General features: G+C 39.4%; 8 protein-coding genes. All 8 read right to left on the bottom strand.

The window, feature by feature from the left end; translation table 11 throughout:
- Nucleotides 1-28: 28 nt before the first annotated feature.
- The gene (locus BLS33_RS13325) at nt 29-2,473 is read right to left on the bottom strand and encodes a hypothetical protein (RefSeq protein ID WP_089889953.1); all 2,445 of its coding nucleotides are present in this window, start codon (nt 2,471-2,473) and stop codon (nt 29-31) included.
- A gap of 41 nt (nt 2,474-2,514) precedes the next feature.
- Nucleotides 2,515-4,593: an alpha-galactosidase gene (locus BLS33_RS13320; RefSeq protein WP_143017609.1), complete on the bottom strand. Its 2,079-nt coding sequence runs from the start codon at nt 4,591-4,593 to the stop codon at nt 2,515-2,517.
- 17 nt (nt 4,594-4,610) lie between these two features.
- Entirely contained in the window at nt 4,611-6,707 is a 2,097-nt protein-coding gene (locus BLS33_RS13315) for a glycoside hydrolase family 172 protein (RefSeq protein WP_143017608.1), read from the bottom strand.
- 163 nt (nt 6,708-6,870) lie between these two features.
- Nucleotides 6,871-10,233 (bottom strand): VCBS repeat-containing protein, encoded by a 3,363-nt coding sequence (locus tag BLS33_RS13310; protein ID WP_176801387.1) that lies wholly within the window; start codon nt 10,231-10,233, stop codon nt 6,871-6,873.
- Nucleotides 10,234-10,402: 169 nt separating this feature from the next.
- The gene (locus tag BLS33_RS13305) at nt 10,403-12,214 is read right to left on the bottom strand and encodes a RagB/SusD family nutrient uptake outer membrane protein (RefSeq protein ID WP_089889938.1); all 1,812 of its coding nucleotides are present in this window, start codon (nt 12,212-12,214) and stop codon (nt 10,403-10,405) included.
- Between the two features lie 11 nt (nt 12,215-12,225).
- Nucleotides 12,226-15,426 carry a SusC/RagA family TonB-linked outer membrane protein gene (locus BLS33_RS13300; RefSeq protein ID WP_089889935.1) on the bottom strand — a complete coding sequence of 1,067 codons (3,201 nt, stop codon included), beginning with the start codon at nt 15,424-15,426 and terminating at the stop codon, nt 12,226-12,228.
- A 529-nt stretch (nt 15,427-15,955) separates the two neighbouring features.
- Nucleotides 15,956-17,227 (bottom strand): alpha-L-fucosidase, encoded by a 1,272-nt coding sequence (locus BLS33_RS13295; protein ID WP_089889932.1) that lies wholly within the window; start codon nt 17,225-17,227, stop codon nt 15,956-15,958.
- A gap of 44 nt (nt 17,228-17,271) precedes the next feature.
- Entirely contained in the window at nt 17,272-20,154 is a 2,883-nt protein-coding gene (locus tag BLS33_RS13290) for a ligand-binding sensor domain-containing protein (RefSeq protein ID WP_089889930.1), read from the bottom strand.
- Nucleotides 20,155-20,242 lie beyond the last annotated feature (88 nt).

Genomic DNA, 20,242 nt, shown 5'->3' with positions numbered 1-20,242 from the left:
CTATATGGGGCATATCCTCCATTGGTTATTAAGGTATCTCACTCATTTGTACTAATTCTTTGTCACCGGCTGTTTTCATTTCCAATTTTAGCGAGGCTTCTTCCTTCCCCGAAAATTTACAATCTACTTTGATTTCATGTACGCCCTTATTCAAGGTCATGGCTTCTTGATCTATAGGAATGCTTTTTATTTTATTCCAAGACTTGTCGTACAATACTGCTACTTTTCCTCCTTCATATTTTAAATATTGATCTTGGCCTATAGATATATTTAGTTGTAATTTTTTAAAATTGTCAATCTCTAATGTTATGGCCGATACCGAAGTACTTTTCGTTGTCAAAATAAATTGTAAAGGCTGCGTCTCATTGTTATTTTTAAAGGTGAAGGATGACCATACTAGCTCTCCTGGTTGTCGTATTTTTAGTTTGTGTTCAAACCTTTGAACCGAATAAGGTATTAGATTCCAACTGTTGTTAGACACCTTTTCCAATGAAAATTCATCAGAAATATTTTCCATTCGTTTCTTTTGATCGTCACTAAAAGCTCTGGACATTCTTGCTTTTTCCCACTGCTTGATTTTCTCTAATATCGCATCGCCAAATCCATTTTTATCCACCAATTCTACTGAAGTCACCAAGGCATAGCCCGCATCAAAAGCGGCACTCCGGGCCAACATCCATTCAATATCTTCGATACTTGTATTGTCGCGCATACTGAACCAACCCAACATACAGGGAATAAAATTTCTTCTAAAATAATCTTGATTCAACAATCTGTATGACGTTTGACTTTCCCGAAACCCGGCGTACCAAGGCTCTCCCCAGTTCATGCGGGTAAACATATGCCAGAAATAGTGACCGGGCCTACTGGCATCCATAATATAATCGTTCTTAATCTCCGGTTTTAACTTGTTGTACCATGCATCGACAAAAAGCAATTCACCGTAACTACCCATACCCGTGGAATAATTACCTTCCAATCCGTCAAAAGATATTTGTTTTAACCCCGTCGCATTATAGAGGTCCCCTATTCGGCCCGACATTTCTATACCCATTGCTGTATTGGTAAGAAAAGTTTTATAGGCATGATCTATCAATTTGGATATTTTTTCATTTTTGGCATGCGCACTCACCTTGGTACCGAAAGCACCTCGCTGGCAGTTTATCAATATCCAAGGGGCTGTTTCAGAAACGCTTTCATAACGGATGATTTCATTACCTACGACCACTGCATGAAGACTGTTGTTCTTCATTTGGTTAAAATAGGTCGGATCTTTTATTTCGATATTCTTATCATCAGCTGTAATATTCTTCACCAAAACGCTAGTTCCCACCTTAGCCAATCTGCTATCGGGAACGGGTGTCACGTAGGGGTCATTTGTTGTTATAAAATTCGATAAGGTGTGTGCCCCCAACTCAATGCCCTCTTTTTCCGCCTTATCGACACATTCTTTCATACTCTCCCAATTATTGGGAAAGGCATCTTTATGCAAATCGAAATGCCCCCAATTCTCAAAAGGTCCGGAATGGTACAAATATTTCAATCCCGCTTTTTTTGTAAGCGCAATGGCATCATCAATAGATTGGGCGCCAAAATCTTGAATCAAATAAGCCGAAGTAGCGGTCGGCGAACGTTTGCTCCATACGCCATCTAAAATAGGGTGCGGTAGGCCCTCTGTCAGCTCAATAGCTTCAATAGTATTCAACACTTCGTCGGGCGCACAGCCAAACAGGGCAATTTTTGAACCTACAATACCTTCATCATTGTATGCAGGCGCCACATAGTTTTCATGGTTCATTGAAGCGACGATGCGCTCTTTTTTTCTATTTCTGGTATACGCCTGCAAAGTGCTGCCATATTCTTTGGGCATAGCCGTGTGCCCCCGATACAGAATATTCAATGAATCGGAAACATCTACTAAACTTGTCGTACCAAAAATATCATACGAGGGTGTTGAATCATCACTAGATGGGTATCCGCCAAGGGTTCGCTTGTTCAGGGCTTGAATTCCTACGGAAAAATCCTTGTTTCTAACAACACCGACAGTTTCCCCTATGGTTTCTTTTATGTTGGTCTCGAACGGCCCCCATAATACCAATTCAACTGCATCTTCATTACTGATAGCGACAAGTTCCAAAGTGATATATTTTTCCTTTTGTACTATTCTGACCTCGGCATCAATATTATTTGTGGCATACTTTAGGTTTAGTAAATCGCTACTATCACCTACTTCTATAGCTGATGGATATTCTAAAGTACCATTGACCTTTATGGCCAACATTGATTTAGGTTCGGCGCTCTTGTACAGATAGTCCGTTCCGGTTGAATTATCGGCCAACATAGAAACCTTGCCTTGTTGATCAAAGGCAATATCTAAATTACCTGCCGGATATACTTTATTGGCATCGGTTTGACAACCGAGGGAAATCATCAAGAAACAAAATACCGTTATTTTTAAAATTTGATTTTTCATGTACAAGGTTTAGCAGTTTTACAATGGTTTGAAATCTGTATTTATTTAAAGTCCAAAACTTTTACTTCTCGCGGTGCTAGCTTTATTTCTAATTCACTGCCATAGGTTTGGATTTTTCCTACCATTTCCTCAGCATTGTCTAAAGGCGTCATAGTTTTATAATTTTCTTTCTCGGGTAAAACACCTAACTTTCTGTCAAGCTTGACCGTATAATTTCTTTGTTCGTCAGAAGGATTGTGAAAGGATATAAAACCTCCATCCTCATTCCACCCAGAATAGCCGTATACTTCCAAATTTTTAGGATTACCTCCGTGCATTCGTGACCTCTTAAAATATGGGAAAGACTTTCGGGCCCATTTTAAGCCACGGGCCAAAACATCCCAATCCGTCTCTGAAAGTTGTTTGGTTTTTATATAGAGTTCTATAAAGCCTGTTCCTCGAGAAAGGTTCATCCAAAGATATTCACTAAAGGCTTTTTGTGATTCTCCCGTGCTGGTTTTTTTGGGTTCATGATTGAATACCGAATTGATGGGAAACTGTGTATTTTCTTTCTGCCAAGTGTCATAGTAAACCCCATCTCTATAGACCAATTCTTCTGTTCTGTTGCTTCCACCGGCGGCATCCCCGGCATTAATCATCCATACGGCATCGATATACATTAACCACCAGGGACTTAAATAAGCTCCATTGGAAATAACAACATATACGTCGGGATCCACCTCATGCTGCTTTTCAAAGATTTGCATCAAACGTTCGGTACCGGCAACTAGGTAATACGTCTTTAGTTCATCGAACTTATGGTTATTCAAAATAGAATCCGAAGCCATTAAATCTGCGGTCCCCAATTGCGGCATATACGGAATACCATACGTATCACCATGAAGTTCGAATTCGCGCGTGTTAAGATGTCCGAAGAGACCATCGAGTTTAAAATAGGATACCCCGTTCCCCGTCAGTTCAAGAATTCGATCTTCCAGCAGTTGCATATATCTAGGGCCAGCCAAGGACATCCATTTGGCTAGAACCTCGAACCCCTGCTCTTTATATTTTCTGGCAGCCGGTTCTGCTCCCAATAAACAACCGGGGCTCATCCATAGGCCAAGCTTCGATTTCGCAAGTGTAACTTGTGCTTTAGACGATTTAAAATCAGTATCGAACTTCTGGTTTACTTTCCAAGTCTTATCAGACCAATCGGCATTGGTATCTTGCCAACCATCATCAATAACATAAGCGTTCAAAGGTACCACTCCCCTTTCAGCCACTAGCTTTTGATGTACTGTGGCAACGCTTTCTATAAATTTCTCTCTATTTACGCCACTGTAGTAATCAAACCAACTATTATATTGTACCTGTAATCGTAGCGGACGTATCCGAATTCTATCGATATATTCAAAAAAAGCATCTTGAACGAATTCGGGATCATCACATACACCGATAACTGATTTATAGGAAGTATACGTTTCCCCCGGCTTGATTTCTTTGCCCCATAAATAACCGCAAAGGCCTCTCCCCTCTTTCACATAATTGTACGATGCGGGGAACTCCATTCCCCAAAACGTAGCCGATTTAGTGGTATAAAGTGGTTGGCCCAACCCTGGCTTCCATTCGGCAACACCTTGTGCCGTAATTTGCTTGAGTTTATAGGGTTGGTAAATATCTTCAATTACCATTGATTCAACATCGATGCGTTCTAAAGTCACCGGTTTAGCCGATTCTATTTTCAAATGTTTTCGAATGTAAAAATCATCTTTTTCTAGTTCATAGTATAATTCCAGTTGTAATTCATATTTCGAATTCTCTAAAAGAAAGCCTAAAGAGGAATTTCCTTCATGAAGTACCTTCACAAATGTAAAATCTTCTGAAGTCAGCTCCACATCAGTTCCTTCCAGATGGGTACCTTGGGAAATTCGTAATTTAAATTCCTGTTTATCATTGGGAATTATTTTCTTTCCTCCAATTTTATTAAAGATCTGAGCGGTATGAAGCTTGCCATCGGTAATTTCGATGGTTCTTGCCAATGATTCGTTCTCGATAAGGAACTCGGTTTTACTAGCACAACTCACCAATAGAAAGATGATTATTGGCACAATAATACTATAAACTGATTTTCTTGACTTCATTCGATATTGGGTTGGTTTCATTTATTTTTTAGAAAGTTGTTCTTGACCAAGAAGAAGTCAAGTCCGAGTGCCTGTTTATTTTCTGTCGGCCTTGATGCCAAGTTGCTGCCCTTGTATACAAACCGAATGATAAAGGCATTGTTTACCGGCTTATTTTCGCCAAGGTCTAGATAGGGGTTTGAGATGCCCTCGTGCTTGGAATAGAAATCTTGTGTTGTTTTTTTGACCCCATTAACATAGATGTCAAAAATTCCACTATTCGGCCCTACCGCTGTGCAAAGGCTAATTTTAGAAGTTTCAAACTGTTCGCTAATCTTTAATTCGGCGTAATCACCAGGTTCTTCGAACCATATATTTTTTAGGGCACCCGAACTCGTTTCACCCCACATTGGAATTTCAGCAAAGTTTTCTTTCACTTTTTCACTTTTCCCCTCAATTGGAAGTATTTCGGCCTCGAGAGCGTTTTCAACAATGTATTGTGAACCTTCCGCTCTTTTGATTTCCTTTTTCAAATCATTGACCGATGGTAATTTCGCAGAGGCAAATTTCGGTAAGGCAGGTTTGTTATGTTTAACCCCGGGCATTGCGTACCAAAAGGTAGTTTGGGCGTATTGTAGAAAATGGGATTTGCTTCTTTTGCCGCATGACGATTCGATGTCGAATTTGATTTGATTTTTAAATGGTATGGCATCTAAAACCCGGGTTCTTGTACACACGTTGTAACCTTTTGAGTTCTCCCCTACAATAATATTTCCTAAAAAAGGTTTCGAAAATTGGTCTGAAGGCGTAGGTACGACACCTCCGGCCCATCCGTAGTAATCTTCTGTTCCGGTACCAAAATGTGATGGGAAATTTCTTTTTAAATCATCATCGATATATATTTTTTCATCACCTTCTCCCCACCATCCTTCAATCGGATTAAGTACGGCCCACTCATCTCCCACAATCACGCCTTTTCCTTCGGCACTTAAAAAATTAAAATCGTACAAGGGAAAAGTAGGCGTAGGTTCATCCATCTGCCAAGTAGCATAAAAATGCATTGAATTTGGCATCCATGTCATTTTATCGGTGACAACGGTCATTTGAATGTTCACATTGTTCTTACCTAGATTCTTTACACTTAGCTCCCCTTCTTTTTCATATGGCATTACCCATCGACATATCATCGTACTATCGGGAGTTACCGAACGTTCCCACATATCATAACTTTGTACTTTCCCCACATTATTGAAAAAATCACCTACCGGGACCCAAACAGTTTCTTCCCCATCAAAACTGGCATTCAACACCAAGGATCGTAATGCCTGAGAAAAATCGGAAGTCGCGGACATTTTAATACGCAATTCGTGCACCGCATTGTTTCCCTTAGGTAATTTAATGGCCAAGGATTTTCGTGGTGCAACAACCTTTTTTTTGATTATTTCATTTCCTTCGGATTGATTGGGAGCGATTAAGGTCTTTGCGACCTTGTTTCTAGTCTCGAGTGCTTCTTCAAAGTCTTTCTTCGAAAATGTTTTTACATTGGTGCCTTTTGGATATTCCCTATAATTAATAATATTATAGAACGCTTTTTGATCCATAGTTATCTTACAGCTTTTAGCATAGGGTATCGGAAAATATAAATTACCTGCCCTTGTGGAATAATCGGCAAATGGTGGTTTAATAAAATCTTCACCTTTTACAAGCTCAAAAAAATTGGTCGAAATTACCGGTTTAGGGTTGCCATCTAGATAGATATTTATATTGGCCCCGGTGGTATTGTCGAGACCGTAATAAAAACAAACCGCCCAGATTTTAGTGATAACCCCTGGGCCATTGTCTTCCATAAGTACCCATTCCTTTTTACCATTGGTTTCTTCGATCCTGACAAATGATACTCCATCACTATCTGCAAACCAACCTGGCAAATCAGGGGAAACAGACTCCCTATTGTAACTACTTGCCTGTTTTGATTGATAGCCATTGAGTGGGAAACGAGTTATGGCCTCACGGTCGATCATCTCCTCTAACAAAGTCGATATATTTATTTCGCTCCCTTGGGCAGCTAACTTCTGTATGGAAATTATGCAACAGCTAAAAAGAAATAATGCACGAAAATATTTTCTTATGTTCACAGAAACGGTTTCTTAATTTTTAAGAAAATCACTTTTTAAAATCTTGTACAATTATAACCGACCTTATTAATAATTTAGACCTTAAAGGAAGAACAGTACCTATTTAAAGGTATAAAAAACACCTACTAAGCATTAGGACGTTAATGACAACAACTAAAAATCATCACTCTTTCATAAGTATCAATCGGGCGCGCCCATTATTTACGGCGACAAGTATGGCCATACCCCCGTTATATTCAATAAGCTTGATTTCCTTTACATCGTAAGGAATATTCAACCCGCTAGCACCCATAGGTTTCGCTTCATATTCAAAATCGCCTTTCCCTTTCAAAAACAAACCCAAACTGGCATCATTCCTAGTCGTTTCAATTTCAGATCCATATAAATTACCTGCGATAATGACATCCTTAATTCCATCATTATCTACATCACAGATTACCGAGCTATTAATATTTGACACCTGCGCCAAGTTGGGAAGCGATTTAATAGTATAATCCCCATTTCCTAAATTCTCAATGCTGACACTCGCAAAAGTATTGGCTTCGTAATGCAATGCATTTCCCAAGTTTGCATTACCGTATACCTCTGTAAGACTTGATGATGCAAACGCGTTGTACGATTTAAATTTCTTTTTTATATCCGGGATTTGTTGGGAGGAACATGACCTACCACGAAGTGGGTATTGGGTTCCATAATTATAGTAGCTTAATACAATATCGTTCTTTCCATTTTCATCAAAATCGCCATAATGCACCGAGAAAGGTTCATTATTTTTGGCCTTGTATTTATAGTTTAGTCCCAAGTTTCCAACGATGTAATCGTCATCTCCGTCGCCATCCAAATCATCGTTTGAAATACTGAACCACCAGCCCGAGGTTTCCTGAAGACCAAATTTACCGGTACTGTTAGAGAAGTTACCCCCTATATTTTCGAGTACGGTAATGGGCATCCACATGCCAACGACAACTAAATCTAAATCTTGATCTCCATCAAAATCGGTCCATACCGCATCGGTGACCATACCTAAATCATTAAAAAGCGTTTCATCACTTTTCTCAAACATAAGATTACCGGTTTCCATCAATTGGTTTTTTAACAGGTAACTTTCTGCAGGTTCGGGGTAGCGACCCGGCACCTGTCTACCCCCAATGAACAAATCATTATCGCCATCTCCATCAAAATCGGCCATTTTCACTCTCGACCCACTGGCATTGATTTTGGGAAGCGCATCGCCGGACAACTCAAAATCACCCTTGCCCGTATTTAGATAAAGCCTGTCTTGATACGCTTCTGAACCAACTTCAAATTCATTGCCCCCTGAAACCACGTATAAATCTTGGTCACCATCATTATCTGCATCAAAAAAAACAGCACCCATATCCTCCCTATTCAAATCGGGTATCAGTTTTACTGGGTGTTCTTCAAAAGTTCCGTTTTCTTGCTGTTTGTAAAGTTTTCCCAGACCTTCATTGGGGGCCCCGATGTAAAAATCTTGAAGGTCATTGCCATCGACATCACCTACGGCCAGACCAGATCCTAAGGTAGACATGCGATGGGGCAGTAAAACCTCACGCTCATAGTCATCAAATTTATTTTCTTTGTGTACAAAGTTGATTTTAGCCAAATCGGTAACTTCCTCGAAGTGATACTTGGGGCGTATAGCATCATGCAATCGGCCTTCTTCCATCTTATCGATATCCAATATCAATGTACGGTTCACATTGATATTTTTCAACAAAGAAGATTTTCCGTTAAACCAATCTACCCTTAGACTATCGACAACCGATAGGGTGTTCAACCCGAAATGCGCGACTTCTTCACTAGAGGAATTGATACCGCGTGCATTGGTCAATTGTGAAGTTTGTATTCCATTCTTGTGATACAAGGTTACTCTTGTTCCGAAAAAACTCTGCTCCTCACCACTTTTTTCAAATTTTATCCTTAGATAATTGTTGTTTTTCTTTTCTGACACGTTGTTCTTATAGACGTAGGCAACCTCATCGATATTATTGACGACAAGATCCAAATCACCATCGTTATCTAAATCGCCATACGCCGCACCTGTGGAAAATGTCTTTTGGGAAAGCCCCCACGAAGTGGCCATGTTTTCAAATTGTAGCCCGTTTGTGTTACGGTACATGTAATTCTGAATTTTTTCGGATGGAAAAAACGACAATAGTTTCTCAAGTGCTATATACTTCCAAGCATCAAAATTTTTGTTGTCTTCACTGTTGTATTTTTTATCAATTTCTCCCACATAACTATCCAGTTTTTTCAGGGCATCGGTATTACCTATTTCATGTCGGATGCCATTGGTAACAAATAGATCTAACAGTCCGTCATTATCAAAATCGGCCAACAAGGGAGACCAGCTCCAATCGGTACTTGAAACCCCGGCCATTTGGGCAATTTCGCTAAAGAGCATTTCGCCTTGGTCATCTACGCCATTGTTAAGCTGTAGGGTATTGAACATATACTGATAATGACCACCACGGCTTACGTTATTCCAAAATTCTGCGGGATTCATGGAACTCATATTACTTTTTAGGCGATAGTTGTCTTCTGCAACCATATCCAATACCACAAAATCAAGCCAACCGTCATTGTTAATATCACCAACATCGGAGCCCATACTGAAATAGGAAGTATGTTTTGTATTTTGATATATTTTGTTGGTAAAGGAGCTTCCCTTATTATTGACATAGAAGAAATCAGGCCCTTTATAATCATTGGCAACGTAGATATCTTGCCAACCGTCATTATCAAAATCTGCAATGCTCGAGCTCAATCCATACCCGAAATTACTTACCCCTCCGTTATTGGGGAATTCAGCAAAATGATTGTTGTTGTTTTCTAGTAACCGGTAATTTTCTTCGGGGCTTATTTTCTTTTCATCGTTCGCCGGTGCCAAAAAAGATGCATTTTTAGGTTGATTTACGAGAAAAACATCAAAGTCACCATCTCTATCAAAATCAAAGAAATTAGCTTCCGTTGTTCTATTGCTATCATTCAAACCATAATCTGCCGCAGACTCGGTAAAAGTGAGGTCACCATTATTGATATAAAGTTCGTTCTGCCTTAAATCTTCCCGATTATCATAAAGACTTTTGCATACATAAATATCTTTAAATCCGTCATTATTGATATCGACGATACTTACATGCGTAGACCATCCTCCTTTGTTCAAAATACCCGCAGCATCAGTAACATCTTCAAAAGTTAAATTTCCTTTATTAAGGTACAGTTTATCACCTACCTGATTTCCTGTAAAATAAATATCTAGAAGCCCATCGTTGTTTATGTCACCGATCGAAACTCCGCCACCCTTATAAAATCCTTTATAAACAAAAATATTATCCTTTGAAGTTTGAACCAACGTATTTTGAAAGCCGATATTGGTCTCGGAGGCATCAAGCAATGTAAACAATTCGCTTGATGACGTATGGGAGGCAGAACGTTGTCCGATGGAATTGACCGTAAAAATAAAGCATATGAGCATCGTCAAAAAATCAACCCTATTTTCCATTTTAAAAAACATCATTTTTAAAACAATTTTAGATTCATCTTGAATTTAACAATTTCAGTGATTGCTCGCGACACCCCGTCAACGTATTTAAAAAAAGGAGGCAGACCAAACCACCCCCTTTTCAAACTAACTATAAACTACTAACTCTGACTTTAGTATTGTTGTTCGTTTACTGCAAGGGATCGAAATTACCTCCCGGCCACCCTGAGGTTTGCTCCAACTCTGGATTTTTATTAAGATCGTCTTGCGGAATATCAAAAAAGTAATAATGTTCTAAATAATTGATGGGGTCACCATCATCGGTTATACTACCGAAGCGCTCTACACTTTTTAGTTCCGTGGTAAAATATGTATTATATACTACTGGGTCGTTCAGATCGATCGAACCATCAAGAATGCCCTGTTCCAAAGCAATTCGATCGTCCAATATTTCAGCGGAAGGATTTAAGGCATCGAAAGCAGCGGTTCTCGTAATTCTATAACCCGCTCTATGGGTACCATTGATAGTGCCATACATTCTGCGGCGCCTTAAATCGGATGACCTTTTGCCTTCTCCAACGAATTCGAGTCTTCTTTCCAACATAATGGCATCCCGCATTTGATCGGGGCCCATACCCGCTTGAAGGCCATAGAGATTGTCTCCGCCAGCATCTATTCCAGCACGCGCCCTAACAAGCATCAATATATCATAAGCCTCGGCGGTCTGCCCAACTTCATTGGCCGCTTCAGCTAAGTTCAATAATACTTCGGCAAATCTTATCTCAATCCAATCTGTGGGAGATGATAAACTTGCGGCACCTCCTTCTATTGATCCGTCGACCGCTTTTCTGTTGCTAAAACTTGTTGGGCTTATTCTGCTGTTGGCCTGAGCCTCAATAGCGCTTTCATCAAATGTCCATTCCAAATCACTTGTTCTGTTCGGGGCTGGATTGTTTAAAGGCCAATCTGATCCATTCCAGGCAATGGTGGCTTCGAACCTTGGATCTCTATTCAACCAAAACGTAGTCGGGTCATAGGTATATGTGGAAGCTGCATCATCAATCGAACGGCCATCTTTCATTGGAAACGATTCAACAAGGTTTAATGTAGCTTTGTCATACGATTCACCATTGGTACCTACAATAAAGGGACGTACGCCGGCATCCCTTATATGGGATAAATCCAAGTTATATCTTTTTATCATAACCGCTTCGGGGTTGGCATCGCTTTCATCAAACCACAGATCGACAAAACTTGGGTGTAATCCTTTACCATTTGCTTCCAAAGTGGTTTTGGCCGTTTTATTGGCGTCATAGGCCGCTTGCCATCTTCCCTTGTCTTGAGCAGGATCAAATTGCTCACTGGCATAGTGCAAGAGCACTCTTCCCTTATAGGCCATTACGGCACCTTTTGTTATTCTTCCATAATCAGATCCGGCATCTTCATAGACCTCGGGCAGTAGACTGGCCGCTTCGTCTAAATCTTTTAATATTTGTGCTATACACTCCGATGTTTTATTTCTTGGTACCCGAAGTACATCTACATCAGATTTATCTTTTACTTCTAACACCAAAGGAACACCACCATAAGTCGACACCAACCTAAAATAAAGATAGGCCCTAAAGAACATAGCTTGACCTACCATAAGATTCTGGGCTTCCACATCTATGGTACCGGTATCTATATTGGCCAATAACAAATTGATGTCTTTGATTGTTTGATACATATTTCCATATATATCTTGCGAACCAGGTTGGGCTTCCCCATAAATCACACTATTTTGGCCATGTGCATCATCTGATTGCTGCGATGCGGTGGTCGGCCAGCCGGGCAAGGCATCATCATAGATATTGTTTAAAAACCCTTTGGCTAAATTTTCATCGTTCCAAACTACATCTTCACTAATTGCGCCCAAGGGTCTCTTGTCTAAAGGGTCTTGGCTGCAACTCGCGAACAGTAGGAAACATATTATTACGAATTTGTTTATATATTTTGTCTTCATGATGCTTTCTTTTAAAATGTGATATTGAGTCCCAAACTGTAGCTTTTATTTACTGGAATACCTCTTCCGCTCGTTTCGGGATCAAAGGTCTTAATCTTGCTGTAAATCATAAATAGATTCGTTGCGTTAGCGAACAGACTGACCCTTTCGACGCCAATCTTTTGGATAATATTTTCTGGAATATCGTAAGCAAAATTCAGATTTTTCAGTCTCAAATAGTCTGCATCATCTAACCAAAGTGTTGAATTCCTATCTCCATTAGGAGATCCAAATCGTGGAAAAGAACCATTTATGTTATCCGGGGTCCAAGCATCCAACCATTGTGTATGAGCTGCTTGACCAACCCTGGCCAATTGAAACCTATTGTTTTGGGGTTGGTATAACTGATGCCCTGCGAAACCTTGGGCAAACGCTTGCAGGCTAAATCGCTTGTAGCGCAGGTTCAAACGAATACCATAATTTATCAACGGGTTACTTCGAGCGCCTATAACAGCTTCATCATTACCATCTATTATGCCATCAGGTGTGTTACCTTCAGGGTCATCCTGTGGATTGCCCCTAAGGTCTTCAAAATACAATGCCCCTATTTGCGGGTCTTGTCCGAAGATGGTGTAACCACTTGCCAGTAGTTGATCTAATTCGCCTTGGGTACGAATTATTCCCAATGATTTCAACCCCCATACCCTACTGGTACCTTGGTTGTTCCTCAATTCATACGGCCTTCTAGATTCAGGTTCATCAAGGGTTACATATTTATCTTTCGCATAGCCTACATTAAAACCAGCTTCATACGAAAAGTCAGATCCAATATTATCTTTAAAAGTAGTGAGTACCTCGAAACCTGCTATATCTATAGCCCCGTAGTTTACAGGCCCTAAACTCAACCCTGAGGATGATGGAATAAAAGCTTGTCTACTTCCATACAAGTCTGTTTTCTTATTCTTGAAAAAATCAAAAGAGGTAGACAACCGTTGGTTTAAAAATTGAAAATCAAATCCGAGGTTATAGGATGTCTGTTTTTCCCAAGTGATAAATAAATCAGGTTCTGCCCCTATAGTAGTAGCATTGGAAAGCGCGTCGCTGGTGCCGAATACAGGTCCAGACCCTCCCACATTGTAACTCTGTATATAAGGAAAGATAGTACTTCCGTTGCCCGTAACATCGTCATTCCCCGTGTTTCCGATGGAGTATCTGATCTTAAAAAAATCTATAAAATTCACGTTGTCTTTAAAAAAGACTTCTTCACTTAAAATATATGCCGCTGAGATGGATGGAAACATCCCCCAACGTTGATCTTCCACAAATTGAACAGACCCATCGAATCTGATAGAAGAATTCAAGAAAAATTTATTCTTAAAATTATACCCCAAGCTACTAATCACAGATTGTCTTCCCGATTCCGATGCCCCTCCTCCAGAAAATTGATTCTCCACTGCTGGATCTGTTGCGAACAACTGTGGCACCAACGGCGTCTGCAAGCCCCTTCTGCGTGCATAAAATGATTTCTGATCCCATTCCCATTGCTCATAGTTTACGAAAGCATTTATGGTATGGTCACCAAAGATATTTTCATAACCCAATCGAACGTTGAACTGGTACGAATCTTGTTCTTCAGTCGATTCTTGAACACTGTCTGAATCTGCACCATCATCACTACGCACCCGTGTACCAACAACTTCGTTCGTTAAAAGAAACCTATTGTTGGGATCGACTGCGAATGTTTCGTCCTCCACTACTTTTCGGAGTAAGGTTCGATCGTTTCTAACATTAAGCTTGTTATAAGTCAAGCCTGCAGTCAAACCTTCTACAAAAGGGAATTTATAATTTACATCAATTATACCTCCTATATTTCTTGAAGTACGATCGTTTGAGCCCGCACCTTCTTCAGCCAGATGTACTGGGTTCCAACCATTAAAATTGGCGACATATTCCCCATTGCTCACACCAGGACCCCATCGCCCTGTTCTGTTCGCCGTTCTATAAAAATCACCGAAATCTTCATCATCGCCGTTCCATCGCCAATAGAATTCTTCCCGTAAATCATTACTCGTGCTTAAATTCAATGAAACATTAAGATCTTCGGTAACATCGACATCGACCTTTGCTCTTAGATTTGTTTTTTTATACGAAAGGTTACTAAATGAACCCGTTTCTTTTATAAAAGACCCCGATAAAAAATATCTAATGTCGTCAGTACCTCCAGATACCGTAACGGCATGTCTATTCAATATGGGTGTTTCCTCGGCCTGATCTAGAAAAGACCCTAAATTTTGACTTTTTAAATAGTCCAATTCACTTTGCGAAAATCTATTGGGATCGTCTTGAACCACATTGTTAAAATCTTGTACCTGTCCAATTATCAAGGCTTGTTGATAGGCAGAGGTCATAGGTGGAACGTTCGTCGGTTCGGTAGTACCCAACGATGATGTCAAGGTGATTTTGGCCTTTCCACTTTTTCCCGATTTGGTTTTTACCAATATTACTCCATTGGCAGCTCGCGACCCATACACTGAAGCTGATGCGGCATCTTTCAATACCGATACACTCTCTACTTCACTAACATCTAAAGCATCAAAAAGTGATTTATTGGAAATAATGTTATCAATAACATATAACGGTTCATTATTACCTGCGAACTCACCCGAGGTAGCTCCTCGAACAACTATATCGGAGCTTCTACCGGGCTTACCCCCCGATTGGCTTATATTTACACCGGCAATTCGACCGGCCACGGCAGAACCAAGCGATGTAGCCGGAATTTCGTTCAAACCCTCAGTGCTTACCGAGGCTACCGAACTTGTCAAGTTTCTTTTAATAGTTGTACCATAACCTACCACCACAACTTCGTCCAAGGAATTGACATCTTCTTCCATGGTGACATTCAAATTAGTGGCACTACCCACCTGTAGGTCAACAGTTTTTAATCCTAGGTAAGAGAACCGCAGTATATCGCCTTGATTTGCAGTGATACTGTAATTTCCGTCAAAATCAGATTGGGTACCGTTAGAAGTCCCTACTACCAAAACGTTTACCCCTGGCAGCGGGGAGCCGGTTTCATCCGTTACTGATCCGGAAATTGTTTGTTGCACCATTTCGGTTGTTCTCTTAACAAACGAATTTGCACTCACCGATGATACCAGCAAAATAAGTATCAAAGAAAGCATCCTTGTACAAAAGGCACTTGGTCTTTTGTGCATTTTTAGGTTTTTCATTTTTAGGTTTTATTGATTATTACAGTTGTTGGTTATTTCTTCAAAATCGCAATCAGATTGCCGACGGTTTAATTGACGGAAGGGGAACTTTTGAAAATCTGAAGCAGAAGATTAAAATAACTTTACGATGTTACCATATAATAAATCTGCAATCGACCTATAAGGAATATTAGGACATAAATAAGGTCTGAAAAAAAGTCCTAATGAGCATTAGGACATAAAAAATTGAGAATGTAAAATATTCATTTACAATACATTAAAATAGTATAAGAATAAATCTCATATCACAAAGATCAACTTTATTTTTAGGCATTCTTTTGAAATATTGACTTAGTGTTAGGCCATGGAATCTCTTAAAAATAACATTATATAAAGATTTTTTTTCAAGTCCAAATCAGCTATTGAAGATATAGTTCGTTTTTTATGAGGGTTCTTTTAATCGCACTTTGACCTATTCGACCAAAAAAAAGGCTTGAAACAACTCATGAAAGTTCCTACTTATGTAATGATTGCGCGTAAAACGGATGCCTTACTTTCTCAATTTTTCACCAACCGCTTTTATCTGATCAAAATGACCCGGGATTATCTCTCCCGTTGCATCGGTTACCACCTCAAGACACAACACCCCTTTATTGTTTACAATAATCTCTGCCTTATTTACTAAGGAATCGGTACTAAATTGTTGTCCATGACCACCCCATTTTTCTCCCAAATAGGTAAACAAAAACCATTGAACCCCATCTTCCGCCCATCTGCCTGACGGATATTCGTCAATCGTAGCTTTTTCACCAGAGGTATAATCATCATAGGGAGTATTGCCATGAATCTTTCCGAAGCCGCTGTTATAGGTCACAATACTCTTTTTGTTTCCAGACTTTGCAGCTAGAGTATGGGTACTTATATTATGCCTCAACGACATATTCATACGAGTACTTCTAATATCGTTCCAAGCATACAGCCCATCGAACCACCACCCCTTAACTCCATCAGCATAACGCAAACTCCATTCTTTTATCATATTTTCTAAAATCGGCTGATTAAATTGGCTTGTAGCCGAATCTTTTTTGAAGGCATATTTTAATTTTTCGGAAACATGTTTATTGTTTATTGGGGGATTGCTTGGCAGGTACAAAATCAATGGAATATTGTATTTATTCAAGGCCTTTATTAAATCCTTTGGTAAATCTCTTTCCGAACATAGCTCACCTGCCCCAATTCCAATAGCTTTATCAAATGCTTTATTAGGGGCGCAATAGTATCCTGAGTTTTGCCCCAAGGTAAACATCACATAACGGGCCCCAGCTTCATTGACTTGACTGGCAAACTTATCCACATTAAAACCATCAACGATTTTATTCCACTCTTCCGCTCCTCCGTCAGGAACAATAGCCTCTTTTAAATAATGCACCATAATTCCGAAACCAGCGTCTTGAAACCAATCAGTATTCGCATTACCCTTGTATTCTACAGGCTGAGACGATACTACGGAGACGCGCTTCTTTTTATCACTACCCTGTTCATTATAGGAAATGTCACATTTGATATAATTGCCCACGTACGAAGTGAGCAAAACAATTTCATCGGTCCAAATGCCTTGCAATTCGCTCCAATCGCCCGAAGGAGCTGACGCCATATACCAACTATACTCCAGATTTTCTTTTCCATTTGGAAAATCTAACGGAAGGCCAACAATATTTTTAGCGTACAAATCCCCAACAAGCGATACATTGTACTTTTCAGGTTTCTTACATGAGGATAGCATAATCAAACCAAAGGCCAGAATCCAAAAATTATTTTTCATATTCAAATTCAATTAATGAGAGATTAGGTCAAAACAATGAATCTCTAGTTTAAATGCATTTTTTGATATTGACTGGGTGTTTGACCTGTAAGATTCTTGAAAATTCTATTAAACGTCGACTTTGAATTAAAACCACAATCACCACCTATCGAAGAAATAGTTTGCTTTTTATAAGCAGGGTCTTTCAATCTACGCTGCACTTCCTCGACCCGAAAGGCATTGACATAATCATAAAAGTTTTTTCCTATATATTCATTGAGCAACATCGACAAATGATTTGCGCTAACACCTAATCTTTCCGCCAATTGATTTAGGCCCAGTTCAGCATCGAGATATAATTGTTCGGTATTCATAAGCTTGTTCAATCTGACTACTTCCTCTAAATTTTCTTTGTCAGTTTTGGGGTCGACTGATTTTACCGATTTTCTTATTTTTCGATTAAATCGGCGTAATCGCGAACTCTTTTTAAACCTAGTAACTAACAATACTCCTAAAACGACCGTGGTCAAAAGCAGCAATGCTATAGCCCATTTCAGTCTTTTTCCATTAAAAAAACCGGATTTGACGACAATATCAAAATAGATAGGGTTTTCACTCCAGACTTGATCGTTATTGGAAGCTTTTAAATTAAAACGGAATTCACCGTCGGGAAGATTCGAATAGCCTGCATGCGGATTCTTTCCAGAAATAATATTCCAGCTAGTGTCAATACCCTCTATTTTATAAGCATATTGATTACGATAAGGAGAGGCATAGGACAACGATGTAAATTCGACTTCAAATCTATTATCATCAGGTGGCAATGTCAACCGTGATCCAGAGGCCAGAGGTTTTGACATGACAATGCTACCATCAAGTTTCTCACCTACCTTAATTTTCTTTCCGTCTATCAAAAAACTGGTAAACACCGGTCTGGGGGCAATCGTATTCTTTTCGAAAGCATCTGGGTTAAAGAAATTTATTCCGGCGGTACCCCCAAAAAACAAGGTACCATCTTTCGCTTTCCATCTGGCATTCTTTCTAAACTTTCCTTTTAGAACGCCGTCATAAGTGGTATAATTTGTAAAACTTTCCTTATCGGGGTTGAATTTCGACAATCCTTTATTCGTCGCAATCCATAGATTTTTTTCCCCATCCTCTAAAATGGCATTAACCTCATTGTCTGAAAGTCCGTCAAGCTCTGTATATCTTTTAAAGTAGTACCCGTTGTTATTTGTTTGCCTACCGTCTTCCATAAGAAGATTAATTCCGCCACCCGAGGTACCAAACCAAACATTGTTTTCGGTATCTTCATAAATAATGAAAAGATCATCATTACTCAGTGATTTCGGATCATCGGGAATATTTGTAAATCGAAGAAAACTTTTACCCTCCCCCTGCTCTTGTAACAAAGCCAGACCGCCCTTGTTCATCCCAATCCAGATTCTTCTTTTGCTATCTTGAAATACGGAGTAAATATCATTCAATGGCAGCGAACCAGTATTATATTTCGTATAACCAAGGTTTTCAAAAGTATAGTCATCACCATCTTCTTCCTTTAATAAGGATAGGCCGCCACCTGTACCAAACCATAACCTTCCCTGATGATCCTCCAATATCGAACGAATAGAATTAGAGGCTATACTCTTGCCATCGTTTTCAATATTCTTGAACTGCCTGGAAACCTTCTTACCATTTTGACACAAAAACAGTCCGTCGTTCATTGTGGCAATCCACATTCTATTCTTTGAGTCTCGATAGATACAGGATACGTAGGCGCCATTAAGCTCTTGAAAAACCTTTTCCTTTATTTCAAAATGATTAATCTTCGGATTTGTATAGCCCTTTTCAAAGCTTACTTGGTCGATACCTTCCCGAGTGCCTACCCATAAAATACCATCGGTGTCTTCGAATATCGTCTGCACGAAACTGCTCCGTAGGCTATTCTCATTATTCGGGAGATGGGTTAAACTTTTGAATTTATGTCGTGAAAAATCATAATAATCCAACCCTTCTTGAGTGCCTACCCATACAATGTCTTCCCTGTCGATATAGACTTCGTATGCATCATTACTACTTAAAGACATGTGATTCTCAGGGTCTGCCAAAAATCGTGTAAATTGTTCGGTAGACCTATCATATTTCAACAGGCCATTACCATAGCTTGCAAAAAAAATCGATTTATGATTGCTCTCGGCAATAGCATTTAACAACTTTGAATTGTATTCTCGAACAAATCTATCTTGTTTTGATTCGTATCTAAAAATATAATCGCCGAAGGTTAGCCATACTTCTCCATAAGAATTTGTATATATCTTGTCGAGACCATACCCGCTAAAACTTCCGATTTCGTATACTTTTACTATCGAAGATTTTTCATTGTCATACAATAACAACCCTTTATCGGTTCCAATCCAATAGGTACTTCCATACCCTTTTGCCATGCAGGCAATTATGTATTCTTCTAAAATAGGACGGGATTCAAAGGTTTTGGTGTCGATTATAAAATTGGTGGTATCTGTCGACAACCATACTTTACCCACACCATCAAAAAAAAGTTGTAAAATCTCTTTGCGCCCAATGGTATTCAGCAATTCATTGGAAGGAATTACATCAAGGGTATTAGTATTTATAATACTTAGACCAGTAACGGTACCTACCCATAACTGATCATCGGAAGAAACCAGCGAAAAAATCTTATCTCCAATTATCGTAGTACTATCATTGGGGGTATGTTTAAATATCTTAAAACGATAACCATCAAATCTGTTGAGACCATTTTGCGTACCAAACCATAAAAACCCTTTGCTATCTTTTACAATTTTCCGAACCTCATTATGGGAAAGACCATCAACAGTCGTAATGTGTTGGAAATTATAGTCTTGAGCCCATGAAAGAGAACAGGTCAGTAAATAAAAAAATAAGCGGATAAGATAATCTCTTTGCATCTGCCGAACTTTCAATCGAATATACAAATAGTCGTGTAACTACCGAATAAGTAGCCATTGAAACTCAAAGTTCTGAAACTCTTTTTTA

It is taken from the genome of Kriegella aquimaris (assembly GCF_900103215.1).
Taxonomy (GTDB): Bacteria; Bacteroidota; Bacteroidia; order Flavobacteriales; family Flavobacteriaceae; genus Kriegella; species Kriegella aquimaris.
The sequence above is the reverse complement of the archived record's forward strand: the minus strand, read 5'-3'. Positions and strand labels throughout refer to the sequence as shown.